The sequence below is a fragment of the Staphylococcus auricularis genome, assembly GCF_051172115.1.
GTDB lineage: Bacteria > Bacillota > Bacilli > Staphylococcales > Staphylococcaceae > Staphylococcus > Staphylococcus auricularis_A.
On sequence record NZ_JBPIZN010000003.1, the window covers coordinates 248,709 to 263,089 of the forward strand.

17 protein-coding genes and 1 pseudogene are annotated in these 14,381 nt (G+C 37.5%); 8 read left to right on the top strand and 10 right to left on the bottom strand.

The features are described 5' to 3' along the window. Position 1 precedes the first annotated feature (1 nt). From folE2 to ACSBRB_RS07655, 3 genes are all read left to right on the top strand, one after another. Entirely contained in the window at positions 2-883 is an 882-nt protein-coding gene (gene folE2 / locus ACSBRB_RS07645; RefSeq protein WP_435032308.1) for a GTP cyclohydrolase FolE2, read from the top strand. Between the two features lie 427 nt (positions 884-1,310). Beyond that, a complete protein-coding gene (locus ACSBRB_RS07650) occupies positions 1,311-2,144 on the top strand; it encodes a helix-turn-helix domain-containing protein (protein ID WP_435032309.1) in 834 nt (277 codons plus the stop codon). A 43-nt stretch (positions 2,145-2,187) separates the two neighbouring features. Beyond that, complete coding sequence (locus ACSBRB_RS07655) at positions 2,188-2,523, top strand: transcriptional regulator, SarA/Rot family (protein ID WP_059107380.1); 336 nt, start codon at positions 2,188-2,190, stop codon at positions 2,521-2,523. Between the two features lie 108 nt (positions 2,524-2,631). On the opposite strand, the gene ACSBRB_RS07660 is transcribed toward ACSBRB_RS07655, so the two are convergent. From ACSBRB_RS07660 to tadA, 3 genes are all read right to left on the bottom strand, one after another. Continuing rightward, positions 2,632-3,198 carry an NADPH-dependent FMN reductase gene (locus tag ACSBRB_RS07660; protein WP_059107379.1) on the bottom strand — a complete coding sequence of 189 codons (567 nt, stop codon included), beginning with the start codon at positions 3,196-3,198 and terminating at the stop codon, positions 2,632-2,634. A 14-nt stretch (positions 3,199-3,212) separates the two neighbouring features. Continuing rightward, positions 3,213-4,088, bottom strand: a complete 876-nt coding sequence (locus ACSBRB_RS07665; RefSeq protein ID WP_435032310.1) for a Cof-type HAD-IIB family hydrolase — start codon at positions 4,086-4,088, stop codon at positions 3,213-3,215. A gap of 87 nt (positions 4,089-4,175) precedes the next feature. Then, positions 4,176-4,667: a tRNA adenosine(34) deaminase TadA gene (tadA, locus tag ACSBRB_RS07670; protein ID WP_435032311.1), complete on the bottom strand. Its 492-nt coding sequence runs from the start codon at positions 4,665-4,667 to the stop codon at positions 4,176-4,178. A gap of 61 nt (positions 4,668-4,728) precedes the next feature. Here tadA and ACSBRB_RS07675 point away from each other — a divergent pair, with 61 nt between their 5' ends. Next, on the top strand, positions 4,729-5,346 hold the full coding sequence (locus tag ACSBRB_RS07675; protein WP_435032312.1) for a deoxynucleoside kinase: 618 nt from the start codon (positions 4,729-4,731) through the stop codon (positions 5,344-5,346). Then, positions 5,339-6,001: a deoxynucleoside kinase gene (locus ACSBRB_RS07680; protein WP_107392609.1), complete on the top strand. Its 663-nt coding sequence runs from the start codon at positions 5,339-5,341 to the stop codon at positions 5,999-6,001. The genes ACSBRB_RS07675 and ACSBRB_RS07680 overlap by 8 nt, the downstream gene beginning before the upstream one ends. 128 nt (positions 6,002-6,129) lie before the next feature. On the opposite strand, the gene ACSBRB_RS07685 is transcribed toward ACSBRB_RS07680, so the two are convergent. The 6 genes and pseudogenes from ACSBRB_RS07685 to ACSBRB_RS07710 all read right to left on the bottom strand — a co-directional run bounded on the left by ACSBRB_RS07685 (position 6,130) and on the right by ACSBRB_RS07710 (position 11,196). Further along, positions 6,130-6,522, bottom strand: a complete 393-nt coding sequence (locus tag ACSBRB_RS07685; RefSeq protein ID WP_435032313.1) for a hypothetical protein — start codon at positions 6,520-6,522, stop codon at positions 6,130-6,132. A 36-nt stretch (positions 6,523-6,558) separates the two neighbouring features. Next, positions 6,559-7,257 carry an HAD family hydrolase gene (locus ACSBRB_RS07690; protein WP_435032354.1) on the bottom strand — a complete coding sequence of 233 codons (699 nt, stop codon included), beginning with the start codon at positions 7,255-7,257 and terminating at the stop codon, positions 6,559-6,561. Between the two features lie 225 nt (positions 7,258-7,482). After that, positions 7,483-8,562 carry a branched-chain amino acid aminotransferase gene (locus ACSBRB_RS07695; protein WP_435032314.1) on the bottom strand — a complete coding sequence of 360 codons (1,080 nt, stop codon included), beginning with the start codon at positions 8,560-8,562 and terminating at the stop codon, positions 7,483-7,485. A gap of 229 nt (positions 8,563-8,791) precedes the next feature. Further along, on the bottom strand, positions 8,792-8,923 hold the full coding sequence (locus tag ACSBRB_RS07700) for a hypothetical protein (RefSeq protein WP_435032315.1): 132 nt from the start codon (positions 8,921-8,923) through the stop codon (positions 8,792-8,794). Positions 8,924-8,981: 58 nt separating this feature from the next. Then, positions 8,982-9,944 carry an NAD-dependent epimerase/dehydratase family protein gene (locus ACSBRB_RS07705; RefSeq protein ID WP_435032316.1) on the bottom strand — a complete coding sequence of 321 codons (963 nt, stop codon included), beginning with the start codon at positions 9,942-9,944 and terminating at the stop codon, positions 8,982-8,984. A gap of 299 nt (positions 9,945-10,243) precedes the next feature. Next, positions 10,244-11,196, bottom strand: a pseudogene (locus ACSBRB_RS07710) (L-lactate dehydrogenase). 373 nt (positions 11,197-11,569) lie between these two features. Here ACSBRB_RS07710 and ACSBRB_RS07715 point away from each other — a divergent pair. The 3 genes from ACSBRB_RS07715 to ACSBRB_RS07725 all read left to right on the top strand — a co-directional run bounded on the left by ACSBRB_RS07715 (position 11,570) and on the right by ACSBRB_RS07725 (position 13,210). Then, a complete protein-coding gene (locus ACSBRB_RS07715) occupies positions 11,570-12,508 on the top strand; it encodes a lactate/malate family dehydrogenase (protein ID WP_435032317.1) in 939 nt (312 codons plus the stop codon). Between the two features lie 70 nt (positions 12,509-12,578). Continuing rightward, entirely contained in the window at positions 12,579-12,800 is a 222-nt protein-coding gene (locus ACSBRB_RS07720) for a hypothetical protein (RefSeq protein WP_435032318.1), read from the top strand. After that, on the top strand, positions 12,797-13,210 hold the full coding sequence (locus ACSBRB_RS07725) for a hypothetical protein (protein ID WP_435032319.1): 414 nt from the start codon (positions 12,797-12,799) through the stop codon (positions 13,208-13,210). Before ACSBRB_RS07720 ends, ACSBRB_RS07725 begins: the two co-directional genes overlap by 4 nt. A 77-nt stretch (positions 13,211-13,287) precedes the next feature. Here ACSBRB_RS07725 and ACSBRB_RS07730 read toward each other — a convergent pair whose 3' ends face one another. After that, positions 13,288-14,238, bottom strand: coding sequence for an ornithine cyclodeaminase family protein (locus ACSBRB_RS07730; RefSeq protein ID WP_435032320.1), 951 nt, complete (start codon positions 14,236-14,238; stop codon positions 13,288-13,290). Positions 14,239-14,381: the final 143 nt, after the last annotated feature.

The following is a 14,381-nucleotide window of genomic DNA, read 5'->3' on the forward strand; positions in this document are numbered from 1 at the left end:
CATGACTGAATATGATTTATCTACACGGGAAGGCAGATGGAAACATTTCGGTTCTGTTGACCCAATCGAAGGCACAAAACCAACGACAAAAGATAAAATGGCAGATCTTCAAGGCACACATAAAAATTATTTGTTCGAAATTGAAGAAGTCGGTATTAAAAATTTAACATACCCTGTATTGATTGATGGTTTTCAAACAGCAGGAGACTTTAGTTTCTCAACAAGATTAAATCAAGACGAAAAAGGAATTAACATGAGTCGTATTTTAGAAAGTGTTGAGAAACATTATGATAACGGAATCAAACTCGAATTTGATTCTTTATACCAAGTCTTACGCAGTTTACAAGAACGAATGAACCAAAATGCGGCAGGTGTTGATGTATCGGGTACGTGGTTCTATGATCGCTACAGTCCTAAAACAAATATTAAAGCATTAGGACATGCTGAAGTCACATATGGCTTAGCCATCGAAGGCGAAACAACAACACGTAAAGAATTAACGATACAAGCAGCCGTCACTACTTTATGTCCTTGTTCTAAAGAAATAAGTGAATACTCTGCACATAACCAACGTGGTATTGTCACTGTAAAAACTTACCTCAACAAAGATGTCGACCTCGACGAGAACTATAAAGAATTAATCTTAGATGCGATGGAAGCGAATGCAAGCTCAATCTTATATCCTATTTTGAAACGTCCGGATGAAAAAAGCGTGACTGAACGCGCCTATGAAAATCCACGTTTCGTTGAAGACTTAATTCGTTTAATCGCTGCAGATTTAGTAGAATTTGATTGGTTAGACGGTTTCGACATCGAGTGTCGTAATGAAGAATCTATTCACCAACATGATGCATTTGCAAAATTAAAATATAGAAAACCTTGAACACTCCATTTAATCAATTAATTAGATTTATTCAAGCTATCGAAAGATGGTTTAATCACCCTTTCGGTAGCTTATTTTTATGTCTTAGCGTTTTTTTCTATGCAACAGATACTTACGCTTCAGATATTTAAAATGAATACATGAATCGTCATAGATTGCTCAAAACTATAAGGTTTACGACAGGAAATACGTCCAAATTGAGTCTTATCACATTTTTTAATAGATTATTAAAAAAACTGTAGCCCTGTATTTATTAAGATTTAAAATTTTAAATTTTTAACTTGTTTTAGTAAATAAATGACATATTCAACCTGCGCATTCTATATTACAATGCTTTCTATACAATTAATTATTATTTGATAGTAAGCTTTATTCATTTTAAATTAAGAACAAATGACTATGGATTTTAAAAAGGAACGTTTTGAGTATGAGAGATAACGTCATCGGTTTCGACTTAAAGTCATATCATGCGACCGACGCACTTCATGTATTAAAAGCGCCCTATCATGTATATGTCTATTTTGTCGTATCTGGAAACTGTACAATAATGAAAAATAATAAAATGGTCAATCTCAAAGCAGGTGAAGTGCTTGCTGTATTTGAGTATGACCAAATTCAATTATTATCTCATGCTTGTCAGTTACTATGCTTATCGTTTAATCAAACAATATATTATAAATATTGTTTCGCTACACCATCGTTATCTGAAAATACAAAATCTACTGTATCTTTGAAACAAGCGTTTCTTCACAGCATTTTCGCATTAAATCAATCGGACATTAAGCACATTCATACAACGATTCAACTATTATGTAGACATATTCAAGCTGTGCGAATGGGAGAACTCACAGCATTAACGTATGCTTCTACACTCATCCAAGATGTTATTCACTACATAAACCGCGACGCTGAGCGTATTTCAACATGTCAGATGATCGCACGTCAATTCTATGTTAATAATAGCTATTTGTCCCGACAATTTAGTGATGTGATGCATGTTTCATTAAAATCATATCTTAAAACGACTAAAATTCACCGAGCAGTATTTGATTTATCTGACGGTAAACCGTTAAAACAACTGTGGCGACAATACCATTACACGTCTGAGAAAGCTTTTTCGAAGCACTTTGAAGACGTGATGCATTGTTCACCTCGTACATTCCTTACAACACATTTAATGTGTGCACAACGGACTCTGTATATAGATCAAGCACTGTTACAGAGATTGCAACATATGTCTCTTATGAATGAGCAAAGCTAACACTCAAATATAATGTTAAAAAATTTTATAGTGGTGATGAATGATGAATATTATAGTTTATGAAGAAAAAAGAAATTTAATCAAGAAGATAGTGAAGCAAAATTTAAGTTTATCTATTATGGAGATTATTCTACTCAATAAAATTAAACAGTTAAATCAAGTCAAAATCGATGTGATCGACTTGAAAAACTTATTACAAAATAAAAATACGCCAATTTCAGCGCAATTAAATAACTTAATCAGTTTAGGTTTTTTCAAAAAACAAAGAGACAACGATGACGAACGTCGAATCTACCTTTATGACATTGATTTACAAGAGATTGGTCGTGCACTAGAACAATATGAGCAGATAGTTAAAGATGTTGCATTAGCGGAATAAGACATAAAAAAGACAGTTAGCTATGAGGTTAGAATAGCCATTTTACTCAACCAAAGAAATAAGCTATATCAACCTTTCTAGCTAGCTGTCTTTTATATTTTAGCTTAATTATTTCAAATGTTCGTATGGACTATTTTGCGCAAATGACACGATTTGATCTACAAATAATTTAGCTCTTAATTGGAACTCGTCATTATTTAAATAATAAGAACCGTCGTCTAATTGTTCGAAGTCGCTGTCGTGTGTCGCGATTTGAGTTGGTACCGCGATACCTAGTAATGTACGAACGATTAAACGTAGATGAGAAAGTGGTTCTGCACTTACGATACCTCCACTATTACCGACTAAGCCAACGGGTTTCATTTTAAAATCATCCATTGTTAAGTGGTCTAACGCATTTTTTAAGATACCTGAAAAAGAGCCGTGATAGTTCGGTGTACCGAGTACAAAGAAATCAGCTTCTCTTGCTTTTTCACGTAAATCTGTTAAATTCTGTTGATAGGTTTCTGGTGGTTCTGAAGCCCCTGAAACATCTAGTTGATGAATCGGACGATCTGCTAAATCAAAGATTTCCGCTTCCATTTCATGATCTTTAAAACGTCCTTGTAAGTAACGTGCTAAACCTTTGGTGTGTGAATCTACTTTCGCACTCCCAACAATAATGAGTCCTTTCATTATCCTTTCACCTCTTATGAATTTATGTTCTCTGCTTTAATAAAGTGTTCAATAGCTTTTCCTACACCACTTTGTTCATTCGTATCAGTGATGTGAATGGCGATCTCTTTCAATTCATCAATCGCATTTTGCATTGCGACCGGATAGCCAACACGTGATAACATGGATAGATCGTTTAAATTATCTCCAACTGCTAATACATCTTTCATATCAATATTGAGTTGTTCTGCAATCATTTCTAAAGCGTTCCCTTTTTGTGCATCTGAATGCGTAATCTCGATATTGCCGCGTGAAGATGAAGAAATCGCTAAATTAGGTGATTGTGCTAACTTGGCACTGACACGTTCAATTTTTTCTAAATTGCCGTCGAACGCTAAAATTTTCATCACAATTTCCCCTGGTACCTTGCCAATGTCATCGTAATTATCTACTACTTTAAGCGAACCATTATCGATACGTTCTTGTATACCCGTTTTAATCTTTTCGACATTTGCTTCTTGTCCGCCTTGTTCTGCGATATCGATATAGATATCCAAATCTCTTTGTGGATCTTCAGTATAAATACCTAAGTTGGTATAGACTTGATAATAAATATCCTCTTCATTTAACGCTTGCGTAATTTTATTGATTAACGCATTGTTTAAATGTGATGTATTTAAAATATTGTACGTTTCATCTCGAACTTCTGCCCCGTTGAGACATATGTAAGGCATTTTCAGTCCAGCTTTTCCCACGGGTTCATTCGCTTCATAGAATGCGCGTCCCGTCGCGATAACCACTGTAATGCCAAGTGATTGCGCGTGTTGAATTGCAGCTATATTTTCTTCAGATATTTCATGTGATGCATTAAGCAACGTCCCATCCATATCTGATGCGATTAACTTAATCATAAGATCCCTCATTTCACACTTTTTAAAAGCAAGTTGTATTACTTCCACAGTCAAAATTTCGTAACACAAACTTATTTTAACAAATATTTAACGTCCTGTACTCCCCGCTGATCGACGGTTTTTCTTCCGTTCTCTAATCTTTCTAAAAAACTGTGTTAACAACTGTGCGCATTCTGTTTCGAGCACACCTTCAGTCACCTCCGCGCGGTGATTAAACTTCGGCTGTTGAAGTAAGTCGATAATGCTTCCCGCACAACCCCCTTTGGGATCTCTAGATCCGAAAACCACTCTCGGAATGCGGCTCATCACAATAGCACCTGCGCACATGGGGCAAGGCTCTAGTGTGACATATAACGTACAATCTTCCAGTCGCCAGCTCCCTACAGCTTCTGCAGCACGTTGTATCGCAATATGTTCGGCGTGTGCAGTTGGATCTTGTAGATATTCTCTTAAATTATGGGCCCGCGCAATAATTACGTTTTCTTTCACAATTACGGCACCGATTGGCACTTCGCCTATCCGCTCTGCTTTGTGTGCTTCGGCGATGGCTTTTTCCATATAAAACGCATCACTTGTCATGTGTCTTCACCTCACATATGGTAAAATACATTATGTCTATTTTAACATTGGAGCAATGAATATGAAAAAAACATTTATCGCAGTTGAAGGGCCGATTGGTGTTGGTAAAACATCGTTAGCCCACAAATTGAGCCAGACCTATGGCTTTCATGAAGAAAATGAAATTGTGGATGAAAACCCCTTTTTATCGGACTTTTACGATGATATTTCGAAGTGGAGTTTTCAAACCGAAATGTTCTTCTTATGTAATCGCTATAAACAATTCCAAGATCTTCAACACATGACGACAGACATCGTTAGCGATTACCATATCTATAAAAATAAAATTTTTGCACATAATACCCTGACAACAGACGAATATAGTAAGTTTTCACGGATTTATGACATCCTAACTGAAGACTTAGAAATGCCAAATATGATAATCTTTTTAGATGCAGATCTTTCTGTGCTACAACAACGCATTGCTCAACGTAATCGTAGCTTCGAACACCAAATTGAAGACGATTATTTACTACAACTACAACACGCTTACAATCGTTATTATAACGAGTTGAAATCAGAAGGTGCGAACGTCATTCGTATCGATACAACAAATCTCGATTTCGTAGGTAACTCAGAAGATTATCAAATGATACTCAATTTAGTAGATCCCATGATTGGAGGTACACAAGATGAATAACTATGGTATTCCACAAGATGCGGTAATTACCATTGCAGGGACAGTCGGTGTCGGTAAGTCTTCGCTCACACAAGCACTTGCTGAACGACTTAATTTTAGAACATCATTCGAAAACGTAGATCATAATCCTTATTTGGATAAATTTTATGCGGATTTCGAACGTTGGAGCTTCCATTTACAAATTTATTTTCTAGCAGAACGCTTTAAAGAACAAAAAAGAATGTTTGAATACGGCGGTGGCTTTGTCCAAGACCGCTCTATTTATGAAGACGTGGATATCTTCGCGAAAATGCATGAAGAGCAAGGTACGATGACAAAAGAAGATTACGAAACGTATGCGAATCTCTTTGACGCTATGGTCATGACACCGTACTTCCCAAAACCAGATGTGCTCGTATTCTTAGAATGTGACTACGAGGAAGTCATCGAACGCATCAAAGCACGGGGTCGCCAAATGGAAATCGATACTGACCCAGAATATTGGAAGAAATTATTCGACCGATATAATCAATGGATTAGCGATTTTAATGCTTGTCCTGTCGTACGTGTTAATATCAATGAATACGATCTCTATGAACAACCAGATTCACTCGATCATGTCATTGAAAAGATTAAACACGTGATTGAAACAGCACGTCAAACAGATCCACGTTAATCCCGTTTAAATTCAATATATCGAAAATCCAAATGAAGGCTGGAGTGATCAATCATTGTCACCCCAGCCTTCATTTATATCATGACGCTTAACCCGTTAACTTTGCTGTGCTTACGTGCGTCATCGGTTCATTTTAAATCATGATGGAAAATGATCTTCTCTATTTCGTCCTCTTTCACAGCTTTACTATAATAATTTGAATGCACTTCGGTTAACCCAAACGCTGTTGCCTTATCCGCTTCATCTGTACCAATCATTGGCGTCCCATTGTCATAAAATAAATCAAATACGGTGCCTCGGTATCGTGCTTCTTGTTTCAATTCATATAGTTCATCGATATCATCGAGTGGAATCCATTTGTGGTACATAACTTGAGGTTCATGTTGTACCTCACTTGGTTCAAAACCGAGTTGTTCCGCGATGTCCGCTGAAACATCAGTGACAACTTCGACTTCATTCCCTGTATGTGCAATGACTTTACATGTTAAACCACGGTAGACTGCATACGTGCCCTCAATCATCTTTACACCTTCTCCTAATAAATTTACTTATCCTTATTATGCTTTGGTATTTAATAGTGACACGAGTTCATTCGCCGTCTCAATCACATGATATGCATGATTGAGATCTTCGGTTGAACCCACACCCGTTAACACGCCAACCGTCATACCTAACTGTGCGTTGATTCCTGTTTGAATATCATTCGGCGTATCTCCTACGATAACGACGGTTTCAGGCTTCACATCGTCATAATTAAATAATGGCTCGAGCACTGCTGGATCCGGTTTTTCTACGGCATTCGCTTCAGTAGAGATAACTACATCAAAGTAAGATGCCGTGCCCGTATGATCGAGAAATTGATCGACACCTTTTTTGGAATCACTCGTCACAATTGCTAACTTGTAACCCTGTTTTCTAAGTGTATCTAAAGTATTTTGCATGCCTTCAACCCATTTATTTTCTGGTACACGCTCATCCACTAACGTTTGACTACGTGCTTCTACCCATGGCGTCACATCTTCTGCGACTTGCTGGTTAAATGTGACCATCATCTCTTTCAATGCCCCTGAAGCTAAAATGGAACCTGGTTGAATCTCGCCATCTTTCACACCAAATGCGTGGTAAACCGCTTCAGGATCTCTGATTTCTTCACGATAGGCATCGATAAAGTCATCCACGAGTTGGAGCCCTATCTTCATCCAACTTTGGTCAAATTCGATCAATGTCCCATCTTTATCAAAAAGTACCCATTGAATCACATCGCTCACACCTTACTTTTTTAGATTTTGCTTAAATTGATTACTTTTTATTTTAGCATGCTACTATGCGTTTGAGTCTAACAAGTAAAATAAGCAGAAACACAGAACTGAGGACATTACCTGAGCTCCGTATCTCTGCTCTATTGCTGTGGTCAGGCGTATGTTATTGAATACAACTGTGGATTCAATATTAAACCTGTCTTATTTTAGTCATTGCTTACATTATTCATAATGCGGAACGACAACTCTCCAGCCTTGTGGATCGTCTAATTCGCCGCTTTGAATACCGATATATTTATCATACAATTCTTGTGTGATTTCACCTGTTTCATTGTTGTTGATGACATAATCTTTACCATTATATCTTAAAACACCGACAGGAGAGATCACGGCAGCTGTACCTGAGCCAAAGACTTCAGTTAACTCACCGCGTTGATGTGCTTCTACTAACTCGTCAATAGAAATACGGCGTTCTTCTACTTCGTAACCGAGTTCTTTTGCAAGTGCAATGATTGATTTACGTGTAATACCTGGTAAGATACTGCCGTTTAATTTTGGTGTGACGAGTTTACCATTTTCAACGAAGAAGATGTTCATGCTTCCTACTTCTTCTACGTATTTACGTTCAACACCGTCTAGCCAAAGTACTTGGTCATAACCGAGTTGGTTTGCATTAGTTTGAGCTAATAAGCTTGCTGCGTAGTTACCTGCGACTTTCGCGTAACCTACACCGCCACGAACGGCACGGACATATTCATCTTCAACATAAATTTTTGTTGGTTTTAATGAATCACCACCATAGTATGAACCTGATGGAGATAAAATAATTAATAATTGATACGTATTAGAGGCACGTACACCTAAGACACCTTCAGTCGCAAAGACGAATGGACGAATGTATAAAGATTGTCCTTCGCCTTCTGGAACCCAGTCACGTTCTTTATCGATGAGTTGTTTTAAGCCATCGAGCAATACGTCTTCATCAATTTTAGGCATTTCTAAACGTTCTAATGAATCGTTAATACGTTTGAAGTTTTGATCAGGACGGAATAATACGACCTCTCCATTATGTTTATAAGCCTTCAATCCTTCGAAGACAGATTGACCATAGTGGATACCTTGAGAAGCTGGAGACATTTCAATAGGTCCATAAGGGACGATTTTTAAGTCATGCCAGCCTTGTTCACTATCATATTCATAACTCAACATATAATCAGTGAAATATTGCCCGAAGCCTAAATCAGATGGATCCGGTTTTTCTTTGAGTTGTTCACGTTCTACAAATTTTACATTTTCAGCCAAGACGAATTCCTCCTCAGTTCTATATGAATGTATTACTTTTCATTATAGCAATCTCAATGGGGTGGTTCAATAATTTTCGGAAAATTTAAACAGTAATCACATCGTTATTCTTACTAAGCGCCACCGCATTCACCTTCTTAGCATACGCTTATATTCTACCATCTTTCAAATGATTCTATGCGCTGTTATATCTCAGGAAGTTTTATTTTAATACGACTACCGTCCTCTTTTATACGCACGCTACATCCATAAAAAATAGACCAAAGACGATGGATTTAGGTGTTAGTAGTGCTTGAACCAAAGCTTGTGGAATCATTAACACGATGTCAGTTCCGTGATGCCTAGCCTTAATTCCTACCATTATATTTAACCCATGTCTCGGTCTAGCATAAACGATATTTACGCTACGTTTGAGCTGCTTATTTTGTTGATTGATTTTGTTGTTCTGCGATTCCCTGTAACATTGTGCGCGTCATACGTGCTAAATCATATTGCGGTTCAAATTCCCATTCGGCACTCGCACAGCTAGTATCGATATTATTTGGCCAACTGTCAGCAATCGCTTGTCTGTCAGGATCGACATCATATTCAATAGTAAAATCAGGATAATGTTCTTGGATAGATTGTTTAATCATCTCAGGTTCTACGCTCATACCGCTGAGATTATAAGCATTACGATGCACTAATTTCGCACCGTCTGCTTCCATTAATTTAATAATCGCATTAGTCGCATCATCCATATACATCATATCCATGAAGGTATCTTTGGCGATATAGCTTGTGTATGTACCATTTTTAACCGCTTCAAAATAAATTTCACACGCATAGTCTGTCGTACCACCACCGGGTTCTTTGACGTATGAAATAAGTCCTGGAAAGCGCACGCTACGTGTATCTGCGCCAAAGTGTTCAAAGTAATATTGACATAACAATTCACCAGCAACTTTATTAATACCGTACATGGAAGTCGGGCGTTGTATTGTCAATTGAGGTGTGCTCACTTTAGGTGTAGAAGGTCCGAAAGCACCGATAGAACTTGGTGTAAAGAACTGTAAGTCGTATGCTCTAGCAATTTCTAATGCGTTCAATAAACCACCCATATTTAATTCCCACGCAAACATTGGATCTTTTTCAGCCGTTGCAGATAAAAGTGCTGCCATATGCATGAAAGTATCAGGTTTAAATTGTTCTACTAATGTTTCCATTTGATCTTTATTCGTCACATCTAACACTTCAAAAGGTCCATCAGCTACCATTGTACCTGCTTCAGGTTCTCGGATATCTGTCGCAAGCACATTATCATTTCCATAAATCTCTCTACATTTAATCACAAGTTCGGTTCCAATTTGACCTAATGCCCCTGTAATCATGATTCGCTTCATGTTTATCTCTCCCTCGTCCTACTTATACGTTCATTGTATTTCCCGTGTAAACAATGTGTTTATTTTCATAGGTATTATAATATAAAAGCGCTTTCTTGTATATATAGAACGAACATTTTGCATCTGTTTTTATTGGTTTTGGCTACTTTTAGCAATAACTATTTATGTACTTTGTGAATTATCTTGATGGTAGCGTCCTGTAACTTAGGTTTCTGTGAAAATGAATAGTTGCATAAAAAAAGAGCAGGACTGTATCGCTGCCCTGCTCACTGAGATTGTTTGACTGAAATTCAAACTGCTCATACTAACGTTTTAATATCTTGGAATGTGTCTTGTAATACTTTTACGGAATGATCGAATTGTGTTTGTTCTGATTCAGCTAGTGGTGTTTCTATCACTTTGGCTGCACCTTGTCGATTCACTACTGTAGGTACTACGCCAATGTATACATCATCATGTCCAAATGCACCGTTTAATTTGCTGGAGACCATTAAAACTTTATTTTGGTTGTAAAGAATCGCTTTGGTGATTTCTAACAGTCCCATCGCTATACCATAACTGGTAGAGCCTTTCACTTTAATGATTTCGTATGCCGCATCACGTGTTTCTTCAAATAGTTTTTGTTTTAAATGCGTACGTTTTGAATCATTTTCAAGTAATTTTTCTATCGGTAAACCTGCGATTGTAGCTTGCGACCAAACTGCGAGTTCTGAGTCACCATGTTCACCCATAATCATTGCTTCAACGCTCGAAGGTGCCACTCCAAATTCTTGTCCTAACGCATATTTAAAGCGTGCTGTATCTAAGATTGTACCTGAACCAATCACACGTGAAGCAGGAAGGCCTGAAACTGTTTGAGTCACTTGTGTAAGTATATCGACAGGGTTAGATGCCACGATAAAGATACCGTCAAACCCACTTGCCATCACGTCTGAAACAATGCCTTTAATGATCTTCGTATTGCGTTCGACTAACTGCAAACGTGTTTCTCCTTGTTTTGCGCAGCACCTGCAGTTAGCACGACAATATCCGCATCGTGACAATCAACGTAGTCTCCCGCTTTCACATGAATCGATGACATGCCATACGGAGCCCCATGGTTTAAATCTTTCGCATCTGCCACCGTTTTATCTTTTGCTAAATCAATGATGACCAACTCGTCAGCCACGCCTTGGACGACGACAGAAAATGCGTAGCTTGAACCCACAGCGCCATCCCCGATTAATACGACTTTATTTGCATGTTCACTCATTGTATCCACCTCATTCTTTCTATTTAAGCTTGTTATTCCGTAATCATTCATACACCGTTACGTGAGAATAATGCATACCGATGTATCTCTTTCAATTCTTATTTTATGATAATTAGACCTATCAATAAAATACATAGTTATAATTAAAACCATTACTTTAATTCATATATAGGTACCTAAAAGTGAATTTGTATTACTATAAATACTTATGATGTAATAAGAATCTGTATAAAATGATATGATTTTGACGTATTTGTGAATTCAATCACATGATTTACGAAAAAATTTACAGCTTTGCTAAAAATCATTTATTTAAACTGAAAAGTCTGATAAATTTTAAAGTATATATTGTTCAAGGAAAGAGGGTCCGCATATGAAATTAGGTCTGATCGGTATTGGAAAAGTAGGGAGTCAAATTTTAACTGACATTCAATACCAAAATTTATTTTCTGAAATTGTTGTGATTGATACTAACGAGAAACTTGCGCGAGGAGAAGTTCTAGACCATCAACATGCTCAAGGTTTTGATGACAGCAATCACGTCAAAATAAGTGTGGGAGATTATCAAGATTTAAGTGATCCTGCTGTGATTATCGTCACGGCAAGTACACCTATGAATGCAATGATGTCCGATCGTGTGTTACTCGCTGAAGAAAATGGCAAATTGATGGCTGACCTCATGCAACGCATTGCGAGTGTCACACAAGATGCAATCATTATCTTTATCTCTAACCCTGTAGATGCGATGACTTATATTGCTTCCACTGCAGTGTATTATCCGAAACATCAAATCATGGGCACTGGCACATTATTAGAAAGTGCGCGTTTTAAAACGTTGATTGCCAATCATTATGGTATCGATCCTAAAAGTGTGCATGCCTTTGTCATTGGTGAACATGGGAAAAATGCGGTCCCAGTTTGGAGCAAAGTTACAATCTTTGGTATGCCAATTAAAGAATTTGAATCGCTCATGGAATGTGACCCCATTGATCAAACGACTATAACAGCACAAATCGATAAAGTTGCATTTGATGTGCTACAACAAAAAGGTTGGACGAATACAGCCATTTCAAAAGCGGCAGTCGCGCTCACACGCCACATTGTGCTCGATGAACATACGATTTTACCAGTGACTGCTTTACTGAATGGAGATTATGATACAGATGCGTGTGCTATGAGTTTACCTACCCTTGTTACACGTGAAGGCATCGAGCATCGTTTCCCAATTGAGTTGAGTGAAACTGAGAAAGGTGCAGTCAACGAGGCAATTAGTTATATACAACAAGCAATAAAAACTGGCCAATTAAAATAAATTATATATAAAATGGTAATTGCAAACTAGATGTGATATATTAAAGAAAAAGATATAGAGGAGGCACATCGTGGAACATTCTAAATTGCCATTATATGATCATTTTGACCAACTTAGAGAGCGTCCGAAGTGGTTAGTAAAATTTCTTTTAATTATTGTAGTATCTCTAGTAATTGGTTTTATTAATGGGAACAATACGGATTTTGCAAGACAAGCTAAAGAATCAGCAGAACTCGTAGGGACAAGTGCAAGCCTTGATGATTCAATATTAGAAATGCAAAAAACATTATGATTTATATGTCACCAATAGGTGCGCTTTTTTCTTTATTATTAACCTTTGTCGTGATTTTGATTATTACAAAAATTGTTAAATCTGAAACGAAAGCAAGTAGTATCTTTTCAGCAGCATGTAGCTTTAAAATGATTACATTAATCGTTACTTTAATCGTAAGTCTTATTCAATTTATCGCAGGCATTGATTTGTTAGATTATGACATAAGCAGTTTGAACATCTTCGATAAAGGTAATCAGGGACTCGCTTCAGTTAATTTAGTCAATCTTGTTAATACCTATGTAGTATTTATCATATTATATGCGACAAGCCGCTTATCTGGTAAAGCATCCATCATTTTAGCGATTGTTTATGCCATCCTAGCTATGGGCTTTAGCTTAGTCGGAGGCTTAATGCAATTATTCGCTTAATCACACATATTAAAACGCTCAATGCACGTATTTCTCGCGCATTGAGCGTTTTTATGATGCTTGCTTTTTACTATCTATTATTGATCTATCAATTTATTGTAAATGTAATTAGCAACCACAATATCAACGATTGCCAAACCGACGGACTTAAATACAGTTACTTCTTGTTCTGTCTCTCTTCCTGGTAATACGCCGCTGACCACTCGACCGAGTTCACCATGCAACGCTTCTGCCGAAAACGCACCTTGTTGAATGGGTTTGAGTAGGTCACCCGTCTCTTCTAATGCTGCTTCTTTAGCTTCTACAATAACTTTATCCGCTTCACTTATTAATGCGGTCGGTAATTCTTGCATCTCAGGTTTAAATGAACCTACTGCATTGAGATGTACACCCGGCTTTAGTGCTCCCTCAAAAACTGGATCAGAGGCATTAGTCGCTGTCACGATAATATCTGTATCTTCTAACACGTCATTCACATCTTTAAAGACTGTGACCTCAAGTTCGGGATGTTGTTTTTCCATATTTTGGGCAAACCACTTAGCTTTTTTATAAGTCCGATTAAACAATAACAGACGCTTAATCGGTCTCACTGCGAGAACCGCTTCGATCAGCCCTTCTGCTTGTGCCCCAGTTCCTATCACTGAAAGTGTCGTCGCATCTTGTTTCGCAAAATATTGAGTGGCCACACCTGAAATCGCACCTGTCCGTATTTTTGTTAAATACGCAGCATCTAGTGTCGCTAACGTCTCCCCTGTATCGTAATCCGTTAAAATGACAGTCCCATTGATAGCAGGTTTTCCTTGCTTCGTATTTTGTGGCACGACAGAGACCACTTTAACCCCGGCAACCTGTAACGTGTCTGATAGTGCTGGCATGACCAAGTAACGATTCTCCTGATTAAAATCCAAAGCATATCGGATTGGATTTTGCGTCTGTCCCTCTGAATACGCTTGTAATGCTTCAGCTACTTCATGAATTACTTCTTTCATATTAACTAAGCTCTGTTGCTGGGCTGTATCGATATGCATATGCGTCCCCCCTCGCCCTTTGTTAAATTAACTCGAGTATAACACAGCTAGCCGTTTTGATTGTAAAATCTCCCTCGAGTTTTTAAAATCTTCCATCCAATATAAAAATACGAGGTAACAGACATTGCCCTTAAACCTGATTT

Excerpts from the sequence above, each read along its gene's own strand:
- folE2 (WP_435032308.1), top strand. The coding sequence starts at position 2 with ATGACTGAATATGATTTATCTACACGGGAAGGCAGATGGAAACATTTC.
- ACSBRB_RS07650 (WP_435032309.1), top strand. The coding sequence starts at position 1,311 with ATGAGAGATAACGTCATCGGTTTCGACTTAAAGTCATATCATGCGACC.
- ACSBRB_RS07655 (WP_059107380.1), top strand. The coding sequence starts at position 2,188 with ATGAATATTATAGTTTATGAAGAAAAAAGAAATTTAATCAAGAAGATA.
- ACSBRB_RS07660 (WP_059107379.1), bottom strand. The coding sequence starts at position 3,198 with ATGAAAGGACTCATTATTGTTGGGAGTGCGAAAGTAGATTCACACACC.
- ACSBRB_RS07665 (WP_435032310.1), bottom strand. The coding sequence starts at position 4,088 with ATGATTAAGTTAATCGCATCAGATATGGATGGGACGTTGCTTAATGCA.
- tadA (WP_435032311.1), bottom strand. The coding sequence starts at position 4,667 with ATGACAAGTGATGCGTTTTATATGGAAAAAGCCATCGCCGAAGCACAC.
- ACSBRB_RS07675 (WP_435032312.1), top strand. The coding sequence starts at position 4,729 with ATGAAAAAAACATTTATCGCAGTTGAAGGGCCGATTGGTGTTGGTAAA.
- ACSBRB_RS07680 (WP_107392609.1), top strand. The coding sequence starts at position 5,339 with ATGAATAACTATGGTATTCCACAAGATGCGGTAATTACCATTGCAGGG.
- ACSBRB_RS07685 (WP_435032313.1), bottom strand. The coding sequence starts at position 6,522 with ATGATTGAGGGCACGTATGCAGTCTACCGTGGTTTAACATGTAAAGTC.
- ACSBRB_RS07700 (WP_435032315.1), bottom strand. The coding sequence starts at position 8,923 with ATGGTAGGAATTAAGGCTAGGCATCACGGAACTGACATCGTGTTAATG.
- ACSBRB_RS07705 (WP_435032316.1), bottom strand. The coding sequence starts at position 9,944 with ATGAAGCGAATCATGATTACAGGGGCATTAGGTCAAATTGGAACCGAA.
- ACSBRB_RS07715 (WP_435032317.1), top strand. The coding sequence starts at position 11,570 with ATGAAATTAGGTCTGATCGGTATTGGAAAAGTAGGGAGTCAAATTTTA.
- ACSBRB_RS07725 (WP_435032319.1), top strand. The coding sequence starts at position 12,797 with ATGATTTATATGTCACCAATAGGTGCGCTTTTTTCTTTATTATTAACC.
- ACSBRB_RS07730 (WP_435032320.1), bottom strand. The coding sequence starts at position 14,238 with ATGCATATCGATACAGCCCAGCAACAGAGCTTAGTTAATATGAAAGAA.